The sequence below is a fragment of the Chitinophaga agri genome (genome assembly GCF_010093065.1).
Taxonomy (GTDB): domain Bacteria; phylum Bacteroidota; class Bacteroidia; order Chitinophagales; family Chitinophagaceae; genus Chitinophaga; species Chitinophaga agri.
On sequence record NZ_CP048113.1, the window covers coordinates 2,033,410 to 2,053,747 of the forward strand.

At 46.9% G+C, this 20,338-nt stretch carries 16 protein-coding genes; 11 read left to right on the forward strand and 5 right to left on the reverse strand.

The annotated features are described in order from the left end of the window. Positions 1-70 precede the first annotated feature (70 nt). Both GWR21_RS07740 and GWR21_RS07745 read left to right on the forward strand, forming a co-directional pair. On the forward strand, positions 71-667 hold the full coding sequence (locus GWR21_RS07740) for a TetR/AcrR family transcriptional regulator (RefSeq protein WP_162331172.1): 597 nt from the start codon (positions 71-73) through the stop codon (positions 665-667). A gap of 26 nt (positions 668-693) precedes the next feature. Continuing rightward, positions 694-1,845 (forward strand): FAD-dependent oxidoreductase, encoded by a 1,152-nt coding sequence (locus tag GWR21_RS07745; protein ID WP_162331173.1) that lies wholly within the window; start codon positions 694-696, stop codon positions 1,843-1,845. Positions 1,846-1,847: 2 nt separating this feature from the next. Here the strand turns inward: GWR21_RS07745 and GWR21_RS07750 are convergent, their stop codons facing one another. After that, positions 1,848-2,630, reverse strand: coding sequence for a fatty acid desaturase family protein (locus GWR21_RS07750; protein ID WP_162331174.1), 783 nt, complete (start codon positions 2,628-2,630; stop codon positions 1,848-1,850). Between the two features lie 276 nt (positions 2,631-2,906). Then, positions 2,907-3,899 carry an aldo/keto reductase gene (locus tag GWR21_RS07755; protein ID WP_162331175.1) on the reverse strand — a complete coding sequence of 331 codons (993 nt, stop codon included), beginning with the start codon at positions 3,897-3,899 and terminating at the stop codon, positions 2,907-2,909. 170 nt (positions 3,900-4,069) lie between these two features. On the opposite strand from GWR21_RS07755, the gene GWR21_RS07760 reads away from it, so the two are divergent. After that, the gene (locus GWR21_RS07760) at positions 4,070-4,276 is read left to right on the forward strand and encodes a hypothetical protein (RefSeq protein ID WP_162331176.1); all 207 of its coding nucleotides are present in this window, start codon (positions 4,070-4,072) and stop codon (positions 4,274-4,276) included. Between the two features lie 208 nt (positions 4,277-4,484). Next, positions 4,485-6,395, forward strand: coding sequence for a WG repeat-containing protein (locus GWR21_RS07765; protein ID WP_162331177.1), 1,911 nt, complete (start codon positions 4,485-4,487; stop codon positions 6,393-6,395). A 178-nt stretch (positions 6,396-6,573) separates the two neighbouring features. Here the strand turns inward: GWR21_RS07765 and GWR21_RS07770 are convergent, their stop codons facing one another. Beyond that, positions 6,574-7,731 carry a homogentisate 1,2-dioxygenase gene (locus GWR21_RS07770; RefSeq protein WP_162331178.1) on the reverse strand — a complete coding sequence of 386 codons (1,158 nt, stop codon included), beginning with the start codon at positions 7,729-7,731 and terminating at the stop codon, positions 6,574-6,576. A gap of 863 nt (positions 7,732-8,594) precedes the next feature. Between GWR21_RS07770 and thrA the strand changes: the two genes are divergently transcribed. From thrA to rpe, 5 genes are all read left to right on the forward strand, one after another. Continuing rightward, positions 8,595-11,042 carry a bifunctional aspartate kinase/homoserine dehydrogenase I gene (gene thrA, locus GWR21_RS07775; RefSeq protein ID WP_162331179.1) on the forward strand — a complete coding sequence of 816 codons (2,448 nt, stop codon included), beginning with the start codon at positions 8,595-8,597 and terminating at the stop codon, positions 11,040-11,042. 166 nt (positions 11,043-11,208) lie between these two features. After that, positions 11,209-12,144, forward strand: coding sequence for a homoserine kinase (locus tag GWR21_RS07780; protein WP_162331180.1), 936 nt, complete (start codon positions 11,209-11,211; stop codon positions 12,142-12,144). Positions 12,145-12,150: 6 nt separating this feature from the next. Next, positions 12,151-13,458: a threonine synthase gene (gene thrC / locus GWR21_RS07785; RefSeq protein ID WP_162331181.1), complete on the forward strand. Its 1,308-nt coding sequence runs from the start codon at positions 12,151-12,153 to the stop codon at positions 13,456-13,458. Between the two features lie 105 nt (positions 13,459-13,563). Next, entirely contained in the window at positions 13,564-14,571 is a 1,008-nt protein-coding gene (locus GWR21_RS07790; protein WP_162331182.1) for a tetratricopeptide repeat protein, read from the forward strand. Positions 14,572-14,642: 71 nt separating this feature from the next. Next, the gene (rpe, locus tag GWR21_RS07795) at positions 14,643-15,302 is read left to right on the forward strand and encodes a ribulose-phosphate 3-epimerase (RefSeq protein WP_162331183.1); all 660 of its coding nucleotides are present in this window, start codon (positions 14,643-14,645) and stop codon (positions 15,300-15,302) included. 159 nt (positions 15,303-15,461) lie between these two features. On the opposite strand, the gene GWR21_RS07800 is transcribed toward rpe, so the two are convergent. Continuing rightward, entirely contained in the window at positions 15,462-15,842 is a 381-nt protein-coding gene (locus GWR21_RS07800) for a response regulator (RefSeq protein WP_162331184.1), read from the reverse strand. Positions 15,843-15,865: 23 nt separating this feature from the next. Then, a complete protein-coding gene (locus tag GWR21_RS07805) occupies positions 15,866-18,079 on the reverse strand; it encodes a sensor histidine kinase (protein ID WP_162331185.1) in 2,214 nt (737 codons plus the stop codon). Positions 18,080-18,497: 418 nt separating this feature from the next. On the opposite strand from GWR21_RS07805, the gene GWR21_RS07810 reads away from it, so the two are divergent. Next, on the forward strand, positions 18,498-19,445 hold the full coding sequence (locus GWR21_RS07810; RefSeq protein WP_162331186.1) for a PhoH family protein: 948 nt from the start codon (positions 18,498-18,500) through the stop codon (positions 19,443-19,445). 213 nt (positions 19,446-19,658) lie between these two features. Continuing rightward, positions 19,659-20,138, forward strand: coding sequence for a DUF4878 domain-containing protein (locus GWR21_RS07815; protein WP_162331187.1), 480 nt, complete (start codon positions 19,659-19,661; stop codon positions 20,136-20,138). Positions 20,139-20,338 lie beyond the last annotated feature (200 nt).

The window sequence follows — 20,338 nt, forward strand, 5'->3', positions numbered from 1 at the left end:
AATAAAAAATTAGTAAGTAAATGAACGTTTACTTACCTTTGTGTCATCAGGGGAATAAATACCCATTGTCATGAGACCAAAGAACATCGAAAAAGAAGAAGCGATCCGTTCCATCGCCCTGCAGATCATCGCAGAAGAAGGCCTGGAAAACCTCAGTATGCAAAAGCTGGCGAAAGCCGCTAATGTATCACCCCGCACCATCTACATCAAGTACGAAAACAAAGAAGACTTTCTGATCAAACTATTCATTGATGAAGTACTCGCCTCGTACGAAAACGCCATGCTGGAAAACTTCAGTACGGACATGTCATTCGCCGAAGGAGTAAAAAAAATATGGACAAACAGTTTTAATTACTTCAAAGAGAACAGCCACCATTATGCATTAATGCAATACGGCAAATCCTCTCCCCTGCTCAATAAAGCCTATCTGGAAAGAGGCATCAAAGAGGGCGATTTCTTTGCGCCTGTTCATCAGTTCCTGATGCAGCACGTCAATACTGGCACCATCAAAAAGCTACCCGTACAGGTACTCAGAGCGCTTTTATTCGCGCCGCTCTTTGATCTTATCAACGAATATTTCGAACACCTGCAGCGACCCAAACAGATCATCACAGACAAAGTCATCGCCGACTGCTGCGAAGCAGTGGCGAAAGGGTTACTGCTATAACCAAATATTACTTCAAACAACTTCGTATGAACAACATTCGTAACAAAAAAATTGCCATCGTTGGAGGTGGCCCGGGTGGCCTTACCCTGGCCCGAATACTCCAGATGAGAAATGCAGACGTTACTGTCTATGAACGCGACGTCAATAAAGACGCCAGAGCACAGGGCGCGACCCTCGACCTCCACCATGAATCGGGACTTCGGGCACTCGAAGAAGCTGGTCTTATGGATGCCTTCAAAGCCAACTTCCGCCCTGGCGCGGACTTCCTCCGTGTCGTTGACAAACACGGAAATATACTGGAAGAAGATAACGACCGGCATGAAGGTCCTGCCGAAGCTTATCGCCCGGAAATAGACCGCGGACCATTGAAAAAAATACTGCTGGAATCACTACAACCTGGTACTGTTATATGGGACTGTCAGTTCCTTTCCCTCACTCCGGAAAAAGATGGATGGCAACTTCACTTTAAAGACGGTAAAACAGCCTATGCAGATATCGTGATTGCGGCCGACGGTGCTAACTCACGCATACGCCCCTACATCACAGATATTAAACCCTTCTACGCAGGCGTTACCATGGTAGAAGGCGCCGTTTACAACTCTGCGGAAAACAGTCCGCGCGTACACCAGTTACTCAACGGCGGAAAACTCTTTATTCTCGGTGATGAAAAAACACTGATCGTGAGTTCCAAAGGAGATGGTAGCCTGGTATTCTATACGGGTTGTAAAACAGCAGAAGACTGGGTAAAAAAAGCTGGTATTGATTTCTCCGATAAAGTGCAGGTACTTGCCTGGTTCAAGGCTACTTTTACCGGCTGGGATGATATATGGGATGAGTTATTTGAGCATGCTGCTGCTGCATTCATTCCCAGGCCGCAATACTGCATGCCTTTTGATCAGACGTGGGATGCCCTGCCTAACCTGACGATGTTAGGCGATGCCGCACATCTGATGCCGCCATACGCCGGTGAAGGTGTCAACATGGCCATGCTTGATGCACTGGAACTGGGTCTCTGCCTGACCAGCAATGATCACCCCGATACACGCAGTGCCATTGCTGCCTACGAACAGGCCATGCGGACGCGTGCTGCCGCAACCGCCGAGATGACCATGGTATCTACCAACGCACTACATTCGCCGGAAGCCTTCTCTTTCCTCCAGCAGGTCTTTGGTGAATAAGATCAAAATGTGTTTTTCTTCTCGAGCGCTGGCAACGCCTCGTCAATACGCCTGGCCAGCTCTGGCAGTTTGATCGTTGGTACTGCAGGAAAAAGGTGATGCTCCAGGTGGTAGAACATACTGAATGTAATCTTATTTTTCCAGCCACCACGCTGCGTTCTGGCCAGTTCCGGATGCTCCTCCGTATCGTGATGCACCGTCCATACAGCAAAGAATGCCATCAGCAATTCGCCGAAGAACATCACAATTACGTGGTATATTAAAAATGGGATCTTAAAATAAAACACGATACCGGCAAATACGGCTATTGCCAGCAACTCTGCCAGTACATTCCGTACATAATTTCTATTACCCAGCTGCAATGTCACCTTATGTATGAGGAACATATGCACGGGGCCATATAGAATAGCGCCATACCAGCTCATGCCAGCTGATTTTCCTTCATAATCATCATCTGACAAACAGTACTTGTGATGCCTGATATGATTGAACTTCACCGCATGAATAGATGCCATCATCAGTACACTGTTAGAGAAGAGCGTGAACCAGGTCAGCAGTTTATTCGTTCCCAGGGAATTGTGGAAACCATTATGTACCTGCCGTAACCCTGTCAGGAAAAAGAAGGCGGAACAGGGCAATGCCAGCAGGTAATAGCCTCCATACGCCAGCAGCCAGGAGGAAAACAACCAGGGTAATGTCAGGTTATTCTCTATCAGCATGTCCCTGATAGAGAGATCTCTGAGGTCTTTCCATGCGACGCGTTTTACGATCTCTGCATGTGTCATGTGTCCGGAGTTTAGTATAGGTTATTGCAAAAGTACTGTTCGTGCAACCCCGGCATATGATAAAAGTCAGTTCTGCAAAAAAAGAGGCTGTATAATAAGTAACTCGATGGCGCTGATGTTTCCTACAGACAAAAATTCTCCATCAGGTACCCGAATAAATTTGGGTAAAAGTTATTATGATACAGCCTCTTTCATGATTGACGCAAAACGGGCCCCTCCTTCCGGAACGGCCCGCTTTCTGTTCACTGCTCCGGCGACGGATAACAGTTATGCGTTCTATGCCAGCTGTAACTGGTACAGCCTGTCATTGATAAACTTGATCTCTTCAGCGCTCAGCTTCACATTGATCGCTCTTGCGTTTTGTATCGCCTGCTCCGCATTACGTGCACCGACCAGTGCCACTGTAATACCCGGACGGTCGATTGTCCAGCGGATCACCAGCTGCGCAAGTGTCACGTTCTTACTTTCTGCCATCGGACGGATCTGATCCAGGAAAGTATTGATACGGTTCAGGTTATCTGGCTGATAGAATCTGGAGCCGGCACGGGTATCACCCTCCCCAAACTGATGCCCCGGGCGCATTTTACCGGAGAGGATACCTCTCTGCAGCGGACTGTAAGCCAGTATCGCTTTTCTGTTCTCTATACAATAAGGCACCACCTCCTCTTCGATCTTTCTTTCTACCATACTGAATGGTACCTGATTGGAAGCTAGTTTCAACACGGCCTCTGCCTCCTTCATCTGTGCTACATTGTAGTTACACACGCCTGCCTCACGTATCTTACCCTGCTCTTTCAAGCGTAATACCGCTTCGAATGTTTCATCGATCGGTGTGGTAACATCAGGCCAGTGGATCTGCAGCAAGTCGATGTAATCAGTGCCCAGTCTCTTCAGACTGTTCTCACATTCCTCAATCACGCTTTCTTTTCCAGCGTACTTGTAAATATCGATCGCCTTGCCTTCGTTGTCTTTACTGTTGAATGCCAGTGAGCCTTTAGCCAGGTCCCAGCGCATACCGAACTTAGTCAGGATCTGTATCTTCGTCCTGTCCAGTCCCTTCAATGCCTCACCGGTCAGTTCCTCACTCAGTCCCTGACCATATATCGGTGCTGTATCAATAGCGGTAACACCTTCATCAACTGATGCCCTGATAGCATTCACGGCATCATTTGCCTCTATACCACCCCACATCCAGCCACCTATCGCCCATGCACCAAAAGTGATGGCAGATACTTTCAGCTCACTATCTCCTAATTGCCTGTATTCCATATTTCGTTTGATTTTTGACTATGTTAATACCTGTACTTTTTACGGCACCTGTTATACGTTTTATAACCACCGTAAAAATACCCTATCCTGCTGAGCACTCTTTACTACAAATTAAGATAGTGGTTATCAGCATGGCACAGATTTGGTGCCACTTTTTCAAAAACAAGTATATGACAAATATTAAACAGGGACAACAATCACCCGGTAATAACACACATAACGAACATATCTCAACCAATGGTAAAAAAGAGAGAGATGATGATATTTTCCTGCAGCCTGACGAAGATAATACCCTGCAGACGCCGGAAGAATTTGCAAAAGATAAAGGGAGCAGGCTGGAAGATGAAGACGAGATCAGTGTGAATACTGAAGAATAGTTATGAATGCGATTAACAGCTGCTCATCATTGCAGAAAAATTTCCGGAAAAAATAACGCTTCATTATAACAATCTTATATGATTGATTGGTATAAATCCCGCCAGCCGGCAGGATTTATACCAATTAAACATGTAAATTGGCGCATATATTAATAAAGGGACTATCGCATCACTGATGCCATAATTACACTATCCTATCTCCTATACCATGAGAAAAATGAAAATGCTTACTATACCGTTTTTGCTGGTGGTCAATTTTATCTACGCACAAACGCACCCACTTTTTAAGATCACACAGTATGATAAAATTGGTTACATCAATAACAGGGGCCAAACAGTGATCAAGCCTGTCTTCCTTAATGGTAGTGATTTTTCAGAAGGCCTGGCTGCTGTCAGAAAGGACGGAATGTACGGCTTTATTGATCAAACAGGGAGGTTTGTGCTACCACCCCAATATGACTATGCCCAGCCATTTTCACGTGGTACTGCTATTGTGTACCAGGACGGACGCCCGTCATTAATAAACAAAACCGGTCAGATTTCAATACCTGGCGCTTACGGGGAGCTTGTCTATATAGATGACAGTAAGGCTATTGTTACCACGACAACAGCCAAACGCGGGATCATTGATCTGCATACAAAGCAATTATTAGTTGATACTGTCTTTGAAACGATCGACACTTTTGATGGTGACATTGCAATAGTAAAAATGCCATTTTCAATTAAAACAGACGACAGATATCCAAAAACAGGTGTGGTCGATTATACCGGAAAAATGGTGGTTCCCCTTGGAAAATATGATGAGATCCGGCCCTTTACTGACGGCATAGCAGTGACACATAAGCACGCTAAAGGTGACAAAGCACGCGGTGCTGATGCAGTAATAGATGTGAATGGGAATGTGCTTTTCAGCAAACCGAGTGATTATACAACGCATATCGATGGCAGCTTTCATGAAGGAATTGGAAGGATATACTCACCCAAAATCAAGCAGGAAGCCAATGCGACTACATATAGTAAGGGGGAGTATAGCTATATCAACCTGGAAGGAGAAGTCGTGTTCCGCGATGGACCAGATTGCAACGCCCTTACACCATTTGCCAATGGGAGAACGTTTGCCAGTAACAGACGCAATCACTATATCCTGTTAGACAGGTCTTTCAAACGTGTAGGCCAGGAAGAGTTTACTGGACTTGGCGAGGGTGGATTTATGAACGGACTTGCTATTGTACGTAATAAGAACGGCCACGGTATCATTGATACTACCGGCCGCTTTGTTGTAGCAGCAAACTATGAGGATATATATGCGATCACCGGTAACCATTTCTTCTTTTCAGAAACACAGGATGCTCATGAGGTGGACGAGGATAAAGTACTGTATGGATTTGGCGATCTTAAAGGGCATGTGATCATGAAGCCGCAAATGGACCACTTTGACAGAAGAGGTTTCCGGGATGGCCTGCTGATGGCAGGAATAAACGGTAAGCTGACTTACGTTAACAAGCAAGGAGAAATCGTGTGGCAGGAATCAGAGAGAAAAACCCATGGGTTGAAACCACTCAATATTGATTACATGAACCGTGGTTATTTCAAGGCTTATTCCACCCCGGAAAGAGGGGATGAAGACTACCGGGCGCACAATATTCCAAAGCAGATAACTACGCCAGGCTTACCTGACAATAAGCTCGCTGTTACTATTGACACAACCAGGATAGACACCTTCCAGCAACAATTTGCAGGTATGCCGTTGTTTATCAGTAACACGACCCGCGATACCGTACGGTTCAATGCACAGGATCACCTTCTTTACATGACACTACAGGCACTGGATGCTAAAGGACAATGGCGGGATATCGAATATCTGCCGAATAGCTGGTGCGGGAACAGTTATCACCAGGTGGAGCTGGAACCTAATGCCGGCTGGGGTTTTATAATACCTGCGTATCAGGGGGAGAATACCACTTTGATGAGGGCAAAATTACTTTACATAGATAAGGACGATCCGAAAAAAAGTAAGGTGGTGTATAGCAATGAGATCAGGGCGGGTGTCAATCCTGCGCAATTCTGGAATAAAGCTGCGTATTATCCGGATGGGATCATGAACCCTTATGTAGATTAAACACAGGAACTATCATTACACCGATAGCTACCTCGGAATGACTTCCCTTGTAATGTATGTGATGCTTAAAGACCGATATATTCTCCGGCAAAAAATATACTGATTCAGATATACGCACTGGATGTCAGCAAGTATAACTAAGCCAGTATATTTTTAGCCGGAAAACGATACTGATTATTTACTCCGCCCAGCTCATTGTATATCGTTCATCCTCTATCTCCAGCGCTTCCTGCGTGATCTGCAACGGATGGAATGTATCTACCATCACCGCCAGTTCTTTCGTCTCCTTCGCTCCGATACTCTTTTCTACAGCACCAGGATGCGGGCCATGCGGAATACCACCGGGATGCAGCGTGATCATCCCTCTGGTAACATGCTTACGGCTCATAAAGTCACCATCCACATAATACAGCACTTCATCGCTATCGATGTTACTATGGTTGTAGGGTGCAGGGATGGCCTGCGGATGATAATCGAACAACCGCGGACAGAACGAACACACCACAAAGTTATGTGCTTCAAATGTCTGGTGGACTGGTGGCGGCTGGTGTACGCGACCAGTAATAGGTTCAAAGTCATGAATGGAAAAAGCGAACGGATATTCGCAGCCGTCCCATCCCACTACATCAAACGGATGATGCGCATAATGTATCGGATACATCACGCCTTTCTTCTTGATACGAATGAGGAAATCTCCTGCTTCATCGATCGTTTCCAGGTTCTGTGGCTGCCTGATGTCCCGCTCACAATAGGGTGCGTGCTCCAGCAGCTGCCCGTACTGACTCAGGTATCGCTTCGGATAACGGATAGGGCTGAATGATTCTACGATGAATAACCTGTTCTCAGTCGTGGTAAATTTTATCTGGTAAATGGTACCGCGTGGTACCATCAGGTAATCGCCATACCCGAAAGGTAGCTGTCCGTACTGTGTATGCAATACGCCGGCGCCTTCATGGATAAAGAGCAGTTCATCGGCATCTGCATTTTTGTAGAAATAGTCGGTCATACTTTGACGTGGCGCTGCCAGTACAATATGACAATCACTGTTGACCAGCACCGGCTTACGACTTTGCAGATAGTCATCCTGTGGCTGAATATTAAAACCCTGGAAACTACGATGCTTTAACATCTTCTCTTCCGCCACACGTGGCGCAACATTGTAGGGCTCATCCACCTTTACGATCTCAGTTGGTGGATGACAATGATACAACAGTGTGGAATTAGACGAAAAACCTTCTGTCGAAAACAACTGTTCTGAATAGAGAGTACCGTCAGGCTTACGGAATTGCGTATGACGTTTGTGAGGAACGTTCCCCAGTTTATGATAATGCGGCATGATGGATGGTTTTTCAGTCTGCTACCCGGCATAACAGACCGTGGAATATTGAATGACAATTATATGACAATATAATGTTTTGGTGACTGCGTTGCTGTCAACGGCAGATATGTTCGCTGTGATATGACGGGACAGGCACATACCCTGGTGCTGACAGGTATGCAGGATGGGAATAAAACCCCGGGAAAGTACTACCGGCTAACGATTCCCTCCAGCAGGAAGCAGTACTTCCAGCGGCGCTTATCTATATAATATGTGAAATTGCGGAAATAAGGCATGTCTAACGTGGTTAGGACAAATATAGGAATAATAAGATAGCAGCGCATCAGGTATAGCGCTTGGCCGTCGCTAGTTCGTCGCTTGTTCGTCGCTTGTAGCTCCACTGTCTACCCAGATGCCTGGGGAGATAGCATAAGTGATCACCAAGAATGCATGATTACAGGTAGATAAGAGAATAAATCATTCACAATGAACATTTTACTGATTATACTGTGCTTATTAATCACTCGTTAGCCGCGATCCAACTATCACAAACTTGTCCAGCCCGGCCCGTTACCCGGAAATTTTCTCAATTTCCCCGGGTCAATTTTAAATAATTTCAAAACTTTGACAATTCATTTGTTAATTCGAAACTAATTGCGCATTTTTGTTTGCGAAAAGTAAATTGTTTCAAATAGTGCTACCAATATTCACATACTTCACTTCTGCATCTCGCACCATCTCCGGGGCGGGCTTCAGCACTATTACAATTACATCTATTACAACCCCGCTGCGGGGTTAATATTCACATATCGTCCAACGACCACAACGAGTGGTACACCCGGAAAGGGATCAGGCATTTTTACGTAATAACATCATCACACATGCAAGTATTAAAATTCGGCGGAACTTCCATGGGAAGCGCCCAGTCTATAGAACAGGTTTGCAATATCATCCGTAACAAGAAACCCAACGGAAGATTCACCATTGTAGCTTCAGCCATGAGCGGTATTACCGACAAACTGATACAATGTGGCCAGCTTGCAGGACAAGGACAGGAACAATATAGAAACGTATTAGCAGAGATAGAATCAAAACACCTTGACACCATCCGTACCCTGTTTCCCATCACTGTACAAAGTGGCATCATCAGTCAGGTGAAAAAACGCCTGAACACCCTGGAAACACTGTGCGATGGTATCTTCCAGGTAGGTGAACTGAGTGCCCGGTCGTTGGATAAGATCATGAGCTTCGGCGAACTACTGTCCTCCTATTTATTGGCAGAAAAATTAAAGTCCGCCGGTCTCAATGCTGTTTGGAAGGATAGCCGCGAACTCATTGTAACTGATAATAACTTCGGCAACGCGGCCGTTAATTTCCTGGCTACTAATCACCAGACAGCCCAGTATTACCAGCAGCAGACTGCCGATTTCTTCGTACTGCCAGGCTTTGTTGCTGCCACCAGTGATGGAGAGACCACTACCCTCGGCCGTGGCGGCTCTGACTATACCGCGGCTATTATTGCTGCCGCTTTACATGCTGAAGTACTGGACATATGGACCGATGTAAGTGGTATGATGACTGCTGATCCCCGCATGGTATCACAGGCTATTCCTATCCCGCATATCAGCTACGAAGAGGCCATGGAGCTTTCTCACTTCGGCGCTAAGGTGATCTACCCTCCTACCATACAACCGGTAATGGATAAACGTATCCCTATATGGATCAAAAATACTTTTGCACCTGATGATTATGGTACCCTCATCCGCTCTCAGGACGGCGAAACGCATGTACACCCCGTAACCGGTATCAGCGGCATCCAGAAGATAGCCCTGCTGACACTGGAAGGTAGTGGTATGGTGGGCATCCCCGGCTTCTCCAAACGCCTGTTTGAAGCCCTGCTGACTGAGCGTGTGAACGTGATCCTGATCACGCAGAGTTCTTCTGAACACTCTATCACCGTAGGTATTCATGAAGCTGACATGCTGAAAGCCAAGACAGCGGTCGACAGCGAGTTCTCTCAGGAAATACTGGAGAAACGTATAGAACCGCTGATCGTCGAAAGAGATATGAGCATCGTGGCAGTAGTAGGCGATAAAATGAAAAATCACCATGGCACCAGCGGTAAACTCTTTGCTGCACTGGGTCGTAACGGTGTGAACATACGCGCTATCGCACAAGGTTCTACAGAAAAGAACATCTCTGTCGTGATCAATAAAGGGGATGTAAAAAAAGCGCTGAACGTCATACATGAAGCGTTCTTCGAAGAACCACTCAAACAGGTGAACGTGTTCATCGCGGGTGTCGGTAATGTGGGCGGCAAACTCCTCGAACAACTCAATCAGCAGCACCAGTTCCTGATGAACGAACTTGGATTACATGTACGTGTAACCGGCATCGCCAACAGCCGTAATATGGCCTTCGGCCATGAAGCCATCAACCTGCACGATTGGAAAAGCGCGCTGGATGCTGGAGAGCCATCTGACATGGCTGCATTTGCACAAAAAATAAAATCGCTCAACTTACGTAACAGCGTATTTGTTGATAATACCGCCAGCAAGGACGTAGCAGCTATCTACGGAGAGTTCCTGCAACATGGTATATCGGTAGTGACCTGTAACAAGATTGCCTGTTCTTCAGACTATGCATACTATAAAAGCCTGAAAGACCTCGCACGTAAATACAATGCTTCCTTCCTGTTTGAAACGAATGTGGGCGCAGGATTGCCAGTGATCAATACACTGAATGACCTGATCCGCAGCGGTGACAAAGTAAACAGCATTGAAGCAGTGTTAAGTGGTAGTCTGAACTTCGTGTTTAACAACTTTGTAAACGGCGCTTCCTTCCGGGAGGTAGTGAAAGCCGCACAGGACGAAGGTTACACTGAACCAGATCCACGTATCGACCTGAGTGGTGTGGATGTGATGCGTAAGATCCTTATCCTCGCACGTGAAAGCGGTGTGCAGATGGAACTCGAAGATATCACTAACCACTCCTTCCTGCCGAAAGAAGCGCTGGAGGCTCCTTCTGTAGATGCTTTCTACGAACAGCTGGATGTACATGCAGACCATTTCCTGTCACTGCGCGAAAAGGCCGATGCGGACGGCAAACGCCTGAAGTTCGTGGCCCGCTATGAGAATGGTAAAGCGTCTGTAGGATTGCAGAGCATTGCACCTGACCATCCGTTCTTTAAACTGGAAGGAAAAGACAATATCGTATTGTACACTACCAACCGCTATGCTGCACAGCCGCTGATCGTGAAAGGCGCCGGTGCGGGAGCAGATGTAACGGCGTCTGGTATATTTGCTGACATTATCAGATCAGCGAGATAAAATCAGTTAGGTAGGAGGAATTAAGCATGAGGGATTAGACTTCATGACAAGAATGTCTTGTTAAAAAACCATTCAATAGTCGTGACCGTGCAATTCAGAAACACAATTCCTTCAGCTCAATTCCTAATTCCTAATTCTTAATTGCTAATTAAAACTTATTCTCTTCATGGAATCAGACTGCATAAAAGTATTCGCTCCTGCCACTGTCGCCAACGTGGCCTGCGGATTTGACGTAATAGGACTGGCAATGGATGCACCCGGCGATGAAATGATCATGCGCAGAAGTGACAAACCTGGTGTGACGATTACTGCCGTACATGGCGCTGCTCTCTCTACTGATCCTGCACAGAATGTATGCGGCGTAGCCATACAGGCACTCCTGCAGAAGTATGGTCAGCCGGAAGCAGGTATCGAACTGGAACTCTTCAAGAACATTCCTCCCGGAAGTGGCATCGGCTCCAGTGCTGCCAGTTCTGCGGGTGCAGTTGTAGGTGCCAATCACCTGCTGGGCAATCCGTTCACACAGAAACAACTGGTCCGTTTTGCCATGGAAGGCGAGCGACTGGCCAGTGGGGCCGCACACGCCGACAATGTGGCTCCTGCTATCATGGGTGGTTTCACGCTTGTAAGAAGTTACAAACCACTGGACATTACCGGTCTGCATACACCTGCCGACCTATGGGTGACCGTTATACATCCGCAGATAGAAGTAAAGACTTCTGATGCCCGTGAAATACTCAAACAAAAAGTACTGATGACAGATGCGATCCGTCAGTGGGGTAACGTAGGTGCCCTGGTGGCCGGTCTTTATCAGGAAAACTATGACCTCATCAGCCGCTCACTGGAAGATGCGATCGTAGAACCGGTACGTGCGATCCTTATCCCTGCTTTTTACGAACTGAAAGTAAAATGTAAAGAGGCAGGCGCATTAGGTGGTGGGATCTCCGGTTCAGGACCTTCTGTTTTCATGCTGAGCAGAGGGGAAGAAACGGCCCGCAAAGTGGCCGCCATGATGGATACCGTATATGCTCCGCTGGGAGTGGATTATAAAATCCATGTTTCGCAAATAAACAGGGAAGGTGTGAAAATTACAAAAGTGTAAAGTCTAATGAAATATTTCAGTCTGCAGAATAAACAACACGTAGTATCTTTTGAAGAAGCCGTAGTACAGGGACTGGCGCCCGATAAGGGCCTGTATTTCCCGGAACGTATTCCTGCTTTTGACAAGGCATTCCTCGACGACATCGTTCATAAAAATGACCTCGATATAGCTTATGCTGCTATCCAGCCTTTCGTAGGGGACGAGATTCCCGAGGCAGTACTGCGGCAGATCATTGCTGACACGCTCAGCTTCCCTTTCCCTGTTGAAAAAGTACAGGATAATATTTATTCTCTTGAACTGTTCCACGGTCCGACCCTGGCATTTAAAGACGTAGGCGCCCGCTTTATGGCTGGTTGCCTGGGTTATTTCAGAAGAAATGATACGCGTCCGGTAACAGTGCTGGTAGCTACTTCCGGCGATACTGGCGGTGCAGTGGCCAATGGTTTTTACAACGTACCAGGGGTGCGCGTGGTGATCCTCTACCCTTCCGGTAAAGTGAGCACCCTGCAGGAGAAACAGCTGACCACACTGAATGGCAATATTACTGCCCTCGAAATAGATGGTACGTTTGACGACTGCCAGCGTATGGTGAAGACCGCCTTCCTCGATGGAGAATTACAGTCGCACGTGATGCTGACCAGTGCCAACTCTATCAACGTTGCCCGCTGGCTGCCACAGATGTTCTACTACCTGCTGGCATACAAACAGCTGGTGACCCGATATCCGGATGTGGTATTCTCTGTACCAAGCGGCAACTTCGGCAATATCTGCGCAGGTATGATGGCGGCGGCCATGGGCCTGCCGGTAAAACATTTCGTAGCCAGCACTAACGTGAATGATACCGTGCCGCGGTTTATGCAAACAGGAGCGTATACACCAGGCAAGGCTACAGCTACGCTTTCCAATGCGATGGACGTAGCTGACCCGAGCAACTTTGTACGCATCCTCGAGTTATTTGCCAATAGCCTGCCTGCATTGAAAAATAAGCTGACGGCCATGTCCTTCAGCGACAGCGAGACCGTCGCCACGATGGAACAGGTGTGGAAAGACGACCAGTACATGCTGGATCCGCATGGTGCAGTAGGTTATCTGGGGCTCAAGAAATACCTGGCTGACACAGGACTGGATAAAAATACAGCCGGTGTCTTTCTGGAAACAGCGCATCCTGTTAAGTTCGCAGATACCGCTCCGGCCTCCCTGCAGGATAAGATAGTAACACCTGAAAGAGTACAGTCACTGTATGCACTTAAAAAAGTGTCCGTACAGCTGCCTGCTGATTATAATGCATTGAAACAATGGCTGACCGCCAATTGATCCGGCACGTAAAGACGATCGATCTGAATGGCTGACCCGACAGGTCGGCCATTCGTCTTTTTATCATAACTACGCACTTTCCAGCATTTTTTATATAATTGTCTTATGAAATACCTGTTCCTCTTATCAATTCCCTTTTTCTTTTCCTGCCATTCCGGCAAGCAGGGTGATCAAGCTGTGACCGACAATGCTGATTCTGCCCTGTATGCCCCTACGGTATTGCCTTTGACCGATTCTATCGCGCAGTTTCCCAATAACGAAGCCCTGTACTTCCGCCGGGCACTGGTGCTATTCAATACCGATCCGGCTTTATCACAGCGGGATTTTGAGAAGGCCGCCGAACTGAAACCACAGGTAACCGACTTCTGGGCGGGTGCCGGAGAAGCGGCGCTGGTACTGGAACACTATCCGCAGGCCATTGCACATTTCCGGAAAGCGCTGGAAACAGCCCCTGGCTATCCTTATCTGCAATACAGACTGGCGACCGCATTGATAGAAGACAAACAATATACATCCGCCGATAGTGTCGCAGCTGTGCTGGCACAGTCGCCTGGTACCTACGATAAGGCCTACTACCTGAAAGCCAGGATCGCAGAAGAACACCGGGATACAACCCTGGCTATTACACACCTGACCGCCGCTGTTGAACATGCCGGCATGGCCAGTGACTATGATGCTGTTATGGAGCTGGGAGATCTGCTGCTGACAAGACGCTCAGCGGAAGCGCCTAAATACTATAAGCTGGCTGCCAGACTGGACACCATTCAGTCGGAACCTTTCATTGCCCTGGGGCAGTATTATGAGCAGACAGGGAATGACGCGGATGCCATCACGGCCTACAGGAATAGCATCACCACCGATCCGGATGATGAAAGAGCCTATCTGGCACTGGGTACGATCAACGTACGCAAAAAGAACTGGAAAGAAGGGCTCCGTTACTTTGACCTGGCTGCCAAGGCCTCTCCCAATAATGCAGAAGCCTATTACAACAGGGCACAGTGCCTGGAGCAGCTGGGCAGGAAGGATAACGCGATAGATGACTATATCAAGGCGCTGACCTTCAGGAAGGATTACCCGGAAGCGAAAGCAGCCCTGGAGAAACTAAAAAAATAAACAGTTATATTCGTAACGATGAAGCAGTCTCTGTAACGGAGACCTGATCCTTAATCTTTAAACGAGCGGCTTTGGAAAATAGAAACACATTTATCGCACCATCCCTGCTGGCTTCCAACTTCCTTCAACTGGGTAGAGAAGTGGAAATGCTTAATCGCAGCGAAGCAGACTGGTTGCACCTGGACGTAATGGATGGAAGATTCGTACCGAATATCAGTTTTGGCTTACCGGTCATTTCTCAGATCAGGAAGGCAACAACTAAGACCTGTGATGTACACCTGATGATAGAAGAACCGGAAAAGTATGCAGAGGAATTCAAAAAAGCGGGCGCCGATCTGCTTACGGTACATTACGAAGCCTGTACGCATCTGCACCGGAATATACAGCAGATAAAAGGGCTGGGCATGAAAGCGGGCGTAGCGCTCAATCCGCATACCCCTGTACACCTGCTTGAGAACATCATCAATGATATTGACCTGATACTGATCATGAGTGTAAATCCGGGTTTCGGCGGGCAACACTTCATTCCGAAAAGTCTGGAGAAGATCCGTCAGACACGTGAGATGATCAATCATCACAAAGCGCATGCACTGATTGAAGTAGACGGAGGGATTACACTGGATAATGCAGCCACTATACTGGATGCAGGCGCAAATGTGCTGGTGGCGGGTAGCTTTGTATTCTCTGCAAAAGATCCGGAAGCAGCGATTAAAGCGCTGAAACACGCATAATTAGTAATTAGGAACTGGGCTGATCACTTAGGACCTCTTATAAATGCAAAGCGCTCCTGACTGGTAGTCTGGAGCGCTTTGCTATAATTTAACTTACTTTAGTAGACTGAATTCCTGCTTCCTGATTATTTCCTAACCATCTTCCCTATATGAAGTGCATTAGCTCGCCTGTAGCTTGGTAATGATCTCGCTGGACAAAGGTTTTGTCAGGTAGCCCCTCACGAAGGAGTAGTTATCTACCTTTTTACGATCCTTATCGTCAATAGAAGATGTGAGTACAAATATGCCGATCTGTTTTGCAAGGTCTTTGTAAAATCCGGCATAATCGTTCAGGAAATCCCACCCATCCATGACTGGCATATTAAGATCAAGTAAGATCAGGTCAGGCAGTTGTTCCGCTTCAAATGAATACTGTCGCAGATAATCCAGCACATCCTGTGCATCGGAAAAAGCCCTTACCTGCTCTCCTATCCCCTGTCTTTTGATCATAATATTAGCGATCTGCTGATGAATCGGGTCATCATCTACGATAAAAATCATGTTGTGCAATTGCATACAGGGATTTATTCTGATTTAAAGGTAATAATAAATTTCGTTCCCTGACCGGGTGAACTCTCTGCACGAATACTTCCTCCCATCGCTTCCACCTGTGTTTTGGTAATAAAAAGGCCGATGCCTTTTGCGTCCTTATTCTTATGAAATGTCTTTCTGAAGCCGAAGAGCTTGTGTCCGAAACGTTCCATGTCAATGCCCAGACCATTGTCTTCAGCAGTCAGTACAGTATACCCTTTTTCCCGCCAGCTACTGAGATGAAGGCGGGGTTTATGCTCCAGCGTACGGTAACGGATAGCATTGGTGATCAGGTTCTGCAGAATACTGTCCAGGTACGGGCGCGGAAATTCCAGCGAGGGCGCATGCTCAAAATTAGTCGTGAGTTGTATGCCGCTTTTTTCGATATCCACGTATAAAACGTCTTTCACATGTTGAAGACGTTCTGCAAATATAAGCTCTTCACGTTCTACATCCACATCTTTCCTGATTTGCACTACGTCTACCAGGTCGTTGAGCGTTTCATCAATCTTGCGTATAACTTCCTGTATTAAGCTGAGGTATTGCTCCCTTTCGTGTTGTAACGTCGAATCGTTATGCATTTGCATCAGTGCTTTCAGATTGGCAATGGGCGCCCGCAGGTTATGGGAGGTGATGTGCGCAAAGTCTTCCAGCTGCTGGTTCTGGTTGATCAGGCTACGGTTTAGTTTATTCAGCTGCTTATTAGCGCGGAACAGGTCTTTCTGCATATTCCGGCTATCCGTAATATCGCGGATAAAAACGGATACGGTGCCATCACTCATCGGCGTGATCAGGAATTCGTACCATTTATAGCGCCGGGGAAAATAACTGCTGAACGACTGGGAGACATTACCTGACAGTGCAGCGGAGAAGCGTGTTTTAAACGGACTGGCATTCCCCAGTTCCGGCATAACACTGAAGATATTCTCTCCGGGAAACACTTGTCGGCCGGCCATTTCCTCTGCTTTCCTATTAACAAAGGAAAGGGTACCATCCTGTTCCATAGTGGCATATCCCATATCCACGGCATCAAAGAACAGGTGCAGCTGTTCAGTATTTCTCTGCAACAGGTTGTGCATCTGCCGCTTCTGTTTTCTATCGGTAACATCATTGACCAGTATGATGACCACCTGTTCCTGGTCTACAGGGTCCCGCAACGGGAACACGGTCAGATCCAGCCAGACTTCGCGGCTTTGGGCCGTCCAGCGGCTGTCCCTGGAGAAGTCGAGCTGTTTTTCTATGCGCAGGGTCTTATTATGCACCATTACATACATGAACAGTTCGTCCAGTCCGTATAACCGGGCAAACGGGTCACTCATCATATTGAAAGGAGCTTCATCCTTCCCTGTTTCGTACTGGAAAAACTCTCGTAAGGTCTGGTTGATCCTGCGGATATAGCCAAAGTGGTCGATCTGTATGTATCCTATAGGCAGGTGTTCTATGATCAGGTCGAGCAGACGGGCGCTTTTACGGAGTTGCAGCAGCGACAGCTGCTTTTCTGTAATGTCACACGTCATCATGACCAGCTCTGATACGCCTCCCTGCTGGTCGCTCACGGCAAAGACGGTTGCTTCGTAGTATGCAGGCAGGATGCGGGTCACACCATTGATGGCATGCTCCCTGTAACCGAGCTGCACTTCCGTGCTGATGGGCTGTCCGCTGCGGAGTGCGGCACTGAACAATTCCACCAGACCGGTTTCCAGGAATACCGGCTCATCAAACAGACAATATCCCGGCATCGAAAGCACCGGATCTACCCCCTCCCATATTTCCTGCTGGAGGTCATTGGCGTAGCGGTGGATACCATCCTGACTGAAATGCTGTAACCCGAACGGCAATGCCTGTAATACGGACGCCGTATCGGCGGGGCGACCTCCGGAGATGTCCGTACCAGAGAGCAGGTAATAGTTACCAGCAGCGGTCAGCTGCCAGCGGGCCCACAGGTGGTTATAGCATAACATCTCTACACAGGCGGGTTTGCCCATGTTGAGCAGGTGACATAGCATTGGCCAGTACACTCCTGCATTCTTTCCGATGACATCATTAAAATGTAAACTGGTTGTATTTCCTGCCGGATGAAATTCCCCCTCCGGTATCTGCAGCCACCCTGACGCCTGTTTATTTGCATACAAGAGGTTACCGTGCAGATCCAGTAACAACGCTGGCACAATGCCCGACAGCGCGTTACCCATAATGGCATTCATCATAAATCCCGAACGATAATCCCTTTAAAAATACTCAATATATGATTAAAAATGTCTATTCTTAATAACTATCTGGCAGGACGACAGCCTTTTGTATTATTTAAGGCCTTAATTTTGTTTTCCACTTATGTGGATTTCCCGTTTTCGGCATCTGTAAAAGGATGAATATCTTTGGCAGAAAGCAAGGGGCTTTGGCGTGGTTCTTGCCGCTGCTGATATATAGCTGCTCATCCTGGCATGGTATCCATATATCTCCTGCTAGTTTTAGCGTATGAAGGAAGGTTATATCAGGAGGCGCAGCTGAAGTAAAATCGTCAGACAAAGGTTACAAACTATAGGTTTCCAGATATGGGGTGTTTAAGGTATATTGCCTTACACACATCATATACTGCAACCTCAAACGTTCTAAATAAAATAGCACTTGACAGAATCAATTATCAGTTTAGACAGCATTAACCCTATCGAGTTCTTCGGAGTAAACAATGGAAAACTGGATCTGCTGAAAAAGAAGTTTCCGTTGTTAAAGATCCTCTCCCGTGGTACCCAGCTCAAGCTCTCTGGCGCTCCGGAAGAAGTAACCATAGCGCAGGAAAAAATCGGCCAGATCATTTCTTATCTCGAGCGTAACGGCAACCTGAGCGAGAACTACTTTGAACAGATTCTGGGTGACGAAGAGAAAGTCGACAATTTCAAAGACCGCAATGCCAATGAGATCCTGGTCTTTGGTCCTAATGGGCGTAATGTAAAAGCCAGAACAGCGAACCAGAAGAAAATGGTTTCTCTGGCAGACAAGAATGATATCATTTTCGCCATCGGACCTGCCGGTACCGGTAAGACGTACACGGCTGTGGCACTGGCAGTAAGAGCACTGAAGAACAAGGCAGTGAGAAAGATCATTCTGACCCGTCCGGCCGTAGAAGCAGGTGAAAACCTGGGTTTCCTGCCCGGCGACCTGAAAGAAAAGATCGATCCATACCTGCGCCCACTGTATGATGCACTGGATGATATGATCCCTGCTGACAAACTCAGTTATTTCATGACCAACCGCGTGATCGAGATCGCTCCGCTGGCGTATATGCGCGGACGTACACTCGACAATGCATTCATCATCCTGGATGAGGCGCAGAACGCCACCGAACTGCAGCTGAAAATGTTCCTGACACGTATCGGTGCTTCTGCGAAAGCGATCATCACTGGTGACCTTACACAGATCGACCTGCCTAAAAATCAGAAGTCTGGTCTGGAAAAGGCTACCCGTATCCTCAAAAACATTGATGGTATAGGGTACCTGCAGCTGGATGAGGAAGATGTGGTAAGACATAGGCTGGTAAAGGCTATCATACGCGCGTATGACGCAAACAAGGAGTAGGAAGGGCGTTAACAATTAACACTTCCTTAACAGCCTTTTAAGTATGTTCACGGCTTTAAACGTAAACTGTTAAAAGACTTTCTTGCCTATACCGGTTTACAGGGAAACCAACAATTTTCAAAAACAGGTACTAAAGCTGAAAAATTACAGGCTGCGGCCCCGCTGCTTTTTGTAATTTTCTACTTTCCTCCTATTTTTGTTAACTGTATTATAATGAACAATTGCATGACCAGTTATCTGCGCATTCTCACCTTGGTAATATTTTTCGGTACTGTACTTGGCAGTTGCAAAAAAAGTGCTTCTCCGCAGGAGGTAGCACTCAATTTTATGCACGCCATTCAGGAATCGAACTTCGATCTTGCCAGGGATTACGCAACCAAAGAATCGCAACAGGTAATTCAGCTATACTCTTTTTTTGATGCCCGTCGTAACGACTCAGAAAGGGAAAAAATAAAGAAAGCTGGTATAAAGGTGATTGAGACGGAAGAGAATGGTGACAAAGCAACCGTTACTGTATTGAACTCTTCTTCGCAGCAGAAAGAAAGATTGCAGTTAGTGAAAGAAAATGGCCGCTGGAAAATATCTCTCACATTCGAAAGTATTATTCCAAACTACTTGCCACCGGCAAGCGCGCCACTGGACTCAACCATGCTTCCACAGGACACTGCAGCTCCGCTCCCTTCTGTTAAATAAATTATTGTAAATCAATTCATAACTGTTTATTTTGCAGTAATTGCGAAATTACAGTTGAGTTCCTTATTTTTGCGCACGCGCCAGCAGGCTTATATTCTAAATTCCACATTTGCATACGGTAAATCAGTTGCCAGGGTCCCACGGAAAGACTTTGCGACGTTATATCTTTGCAATGCAGAATAAAAGCAGAGCGGGTGCCA